The sequence below is a fragment of the Salmonella sp. K21076 genome, assembly GCF_039650795.1.
Lineage (GTDB): Bacteria > Pseudomonadota > Gammaproteobacteria > Enterobacterales > Enterobacteriaceae > Salmonella > Salmonella enterica.
Genome location: NZ_JBCLYA010000038.1, coordinates 1 through 3899 on the forward strand (window position 1 = coordinate 1; position 3899 = coordinate 3899).

Sequence of the window (3899 nt, forward strand, 5' to 3'; positions counted from 1 at the left end):
GACCAAAGAGCGTTACAACCAGTGCCAGAACATTAACTGCAGCCATACTTTTGTTACCCATGAAACTTTTGTTCGTTCGATTGCAACGCCAAAAGAGTCAAATCCGGTTCAGCCGCATCCAATGAAATCAGGACAGGTGGCGCTCTCTCTTTGACGCTGCCGCCATTTTGTCGCCATCGTTAAAAAACAGTGTTTCTAACATCATGATTTTAAACAGCTTAAATTTCAGGCAACAAAAAACCCATTAACCTTGCTCCAGCCGATCTACCGAAAGAGGGCGGAAGGTATGACCTGCCTATTGCTGTTGCGCTTCTGGCCGCGTCTGAGCAGCTTACAGCGTCGAATCTTGAGGCATATGAGCTGGTGGGTGAGTTAGCGCTTACAGGCGCATTACGCGGCGTTCCTGGCGCAATATCAAGTGCAACGGAAGCCATCAGGGCCGGCAGAAATATTATCGTCGCAACAGAGAACACGGCGGAGGTTGGGCTTATCAGCAAAGAAGGATGTTTTATCGCCGATCATCTACAAACCGTCTGCGCCTTTCTGGAAGGGAAACACGCCCTGGAAAGACCTTTAGCTCAGGATATGGCATCGTCTACCGCAACTGCCGATCTTCGCGATGTGATCGGTCAGGAGCAGGGTAAACGCGGCCTGGAGATTACAGCGGCAGGGGGACATAATCTGCTATTGATCGGCCCGCCGGGTACGGGTAAAACCATGCTGGCCAGTCGACTGAGCGGGATTCTTCCACCATTAAGCAATGAAGAGGCGTTGGAAAGCGCCGCGATCCTCAGTCTGGTTAATGCCGATACGGTACAAAAACGATGGCAGCAACGTCCCTTTCGCTCACCTCATCATAGCACCTCACTTACTGCTATGGTCGGCGGCGGCGCAATACCCGCCCCGGGAGAGATATCGCTGGCGCACAACGGAATTTTGTTCCTTGATGAATTGCCTGAATTTGAACGACGCACACTGGATGCGCTACGTGAACCTATAGAATCCGGTCAAATTCATTTATCCCGTACCAGAGCGAAAATAACGTACCCTGCCAGGTTCCAGTTAATCGCCGCAATGAATCCCAGCCCGACCGGACATTATCAGGGAAACCATAATCGCTGCACGCCAGAACAGACACTACGTTACCTTAATCGGTTGTCAGGCCCGTTTCTTGATCGTTTTGACCTTTCGCTTGAGATACCGCTTCCTCCGCCCGGGATTCTTAGCCAACACGCCTCAAAGGGTGAGAGCAGCGCTACGGTAAAAAAGCGGGTCATCGCCGCCCATAAACGGCAGTACCGACGCCAGAAGAAGTTAAACGCGCGTCTGGAGGGTCGCGAAATCCAAAAATATTGTGTTTTACATCACGATGACGCCCGCTGGCTTGAAGACACGCTGGTGCATCTTGGATTATCCATTCGCGCCTGGCAGCGTTTACTAAAAGTTGCCAGAACCATTGCCGACATAGAACTGGCTGACCAGATCTCGCGTCAGCATTTGCAGGAGGCGGTAAGCTATCGGGCGATAGACAGGTTGTTAATTCATTTGCAAAAGCTGTTGGCGTAAAAAAAGGGCATTACGCCCTTTTTATTGTCTATGGAAAACCCCCAGCTAGGCTGGGGGTTCCGGAAAGCTTTCAGCTTTAAGCCAGTTATTAAAACCCCTTTTGATTTGTTAAAACATCTTGCGGTCTGGCAACTGCAAAAGTTCAACAAGAAATCAAAAGGGGGTCCCAATGGGGGACGAAAAGAGCTTAGCGCACACCCGATGGAACTGTAAATATCACATAGTTTTCGCGCCAAAATACCGAAGACAGGCGTTCTACGGAGAGAAGCGTAGAGCGGTAGGCAGCATTTTAAGGAAACTATGTGAGTGGAAAAATGTGAACATTCTGGAAGCGGAATGCTGTGCAGATCATATCCATATGCTTCTGGAGATCCCGCCGAAGATGAGCGTGTCAGGGTTTATGGGTTATCTGAAGGGAAAAAGTAGCCTGATGCTTTATGAGCAGTTTGGCGATTTGAAATTCAAATACAGGAACAGGGAGTTCTGGTGCAGAGGGTACTACGTCGATACGGTGGGTAAGAACACGGCGAAGATACAGGATTACATAAAGCACCAGCTTGAAGAGGATAAAATGGGTGAGCAGTTATCGATCCCTTATCCTAGCAGCCCGTTTACGGGCCGTAAGTAACGAAGTTTGATGCAAATGTCAGATCGTATGCGCCTGTTAGGGCGCGGCTGGTAAGAGAGCCTTACAGGCGCATCAGAAAAACCTCCGGCTATGCCGGAGGATATTTATTAATCATCAGCTTCGGTGTAGTCTTCTGCGCCTTCAACTTGCGGCTTGCCGCCAGACAAGGTGTGGAAGCGTTTTGGACGCTTGATACGCGTCATATACTTGGACCAGACGCGTTCTGCATCCGTTACCGGCTCGCGTTCACCGCGACATACCGCTACAAACAGCTTCTCTTCTTCAGTCACAGGCTCACGCTTGCCAAGATCCAGATCATTAAAGGCATGACCATGACGCTCAAGCAGTTGTGCCTCTTTAATCGTGAAATCACCGTGACGAGAGAATCCACGTGGATAATGTTTATTGTCAAAATATCGATTAGTCGTCGTAAAGCTTTCCGCCATCCTGCACGCTCCTAATTCTTTGTCTGAGCTATTTATGGCGCGGAGTATTAGTTACGCTTGACAGAGTGTAAAACAAAACATTTAAATCATAACGACAAATAATTTTGTGGAGAGCACAGTGGATACGGAATTGTTAAAAACTTTCCTGGAAGTTAGCCGGACACGCCATTTCGGGCGGGCCGCAGAAGCACTTTACCTGACGCAATCCGCGGTGAGCTTTCGTATCAGGCAACTGGAGAATCAACTGGGCGTAAACCTTTTTACGCGGCACAGAAACAATATCCGTTTAACCACGGCTGGCGAAAAACTTTTACCGTATGCGGAAACGCTGATGAATACGTGGCAGGCGGCACGTAAAGAGGTGGCGCATACCTCACGCCATAACGAGTTTTCCATCGGCGCCAGCGCGTCTTTATGGGAGTGTATGCTTAACGCCTGGCTGGGTCGACTGTACCAACTACAGGAGCCGCAAAGCGGCCTGCAGTTCGAAGCCAGAATCGCTCAACGGCAATCGCTTGTGAAGCAACTTCATGAACGCCAGCTTGATCTCCTCATTACTACCGAAGCGCCCAAAATGGATGAGTTCAGCAGTCAGCTGTTAGGGCACTTCACTTTGGCGTTATATTGCAGCAGCCCTGCCCGTAAGAAATCAGAACTCAATTATCTGCGGCTGGAGTGGGGACCAGACTTCCAACAGCATGAAACAGGGCTGATCGCAGCAGATGAAGTACCGGTATTAACAACCAGCTCAGCCGAACTCGCCCGACAGCAGCTTAGCGCATTAAATGGCTGTAGCTGGCTTCCTGTAAACTGGGCAAATGAAAAGGGCGGATTACATACCGTTGCCGACAGCGCAACGCTTTCACGGCCGCTATACGCCATTTGGCTGCAAAACAGCGATAAATACTCGCTGATCTGCGATCTGTTAAAAACGGATGTGCTGGATGAACAATGAAAATGATGAAAAGAAAAAGAAGGGAACTTACGATTACCTGATCAGATAATCAGGTAATTTCAGGCAAAAAAAAATCCTTAGCAGATGCTAAGGATTATTTCTGGCAGGGGCGGAGAGACTCGAACTCCCAACACCCGGTTTTGGAGACCGGTGCTCTACCAATTGAACTACGCCCCTAATTAGGGTGGCGGAACGGACGGGACTCGAACCCGCGACCCCCTGCGTGACAGGCAGGTATTCTAACCAACTGAACTACCGCTCCACCGAATTCTTTTACAACCACTGATTTTTACATCAATTTACT

4 protein-coding genes, 2 tRNA genes and 1 pseudogene are annotated in these 3899 nt (G+C 49.4%); 4 read left to right on the top strand and 3 right to left on the bottom strand.

Going from position 1 to position 3899, the window contains the following annotated elements:
* From AAYN39_RS10885 to tnpA, 3 genes and pseudogenes are all read left to right on the top strand, one after another.
* Positions 1 to 154, top strand: a 154-nt coding sequence (locus tag AAYN39_RS10885; RefSeq protein ID WP_050396071.1) for an ogr/Delta-like zinc finger family protein, incomplete at its 5' end; no start/stop codon positions are given.
* A gap of 89 nt (positions 155 to 243) precedes the next feature.
* Positions 244 to 1566: pseudogene (locus tag AAYN39_RS10890) on the top strand (YifB family Mg chelatase-like AAA ATPase); the annotation flags it as partial.
* Positions 1567 to 1735: 169 nt separating this feature from the next.
* Positions 1736 to 2194: an IS200/IS605-like element IS200F family transposase gene (gene tnpA / locus AAYN39_RS10895; RefSeq protein WP_000502114.1), complete on the top strand. Its 459-nt coding sequence runs from the start codon at positions 1736 to 1738 to the stop codon at positions 2192 to 2194.
* Positions 2195 to 2301: 107 nt separating this feature from the next.
* On the opposite strand, the gene maoP is transcribed toward tnpA, so the two are convergent.
* On the bottom strand, positions 2302 to 2640 hold the full coding sequence (gene maoP / locus AAYN39_RS10900; RefSeq protein ID WP_000840996.1) for a macrodomain Ori organization protein MaoP: 339 nt from the start codon (positions 2638 to 2640) through the stop codon (positions 2302 to 2304).
* Between the two features lie 106 nt (positions 2641 to 2746).
* On the opposite strand from maoP, the gene hdfR reads away from it, so the two are divergent.
* The gene (gene hdfR, locus AAYN39_RS10905; RefSeq protein ID WP_001541181.1) at positions 2747 to 3595 is read left to right on the top strand and encodes an HTH-type transcriptional regulator HdfR; all 849 of its coding nucleotides are present in this window, start codon (positions 2747 to 2749) and stop codon (positions 3593 to 3595) included.
* Positions 3596 to 3696: 101 nt separating this feature from the next.
* Here hdfR and AAYN39_RS10910 read toward each other — a convergent pair.
* Positions 3697 to 3772, bottom strand: a tRNA-Trp gene (locus tag AAYN39_RS10910).
* A gap of 8 nt (positions 3773 to 3780) precedes the next feature.
* Positions 3781 to 3857, bottom strand: a tRNA-Asp gene (locus AAYN39_RS10915).
* Positions 3858 to 3899 lie beyond the last annotated feature (42 nt).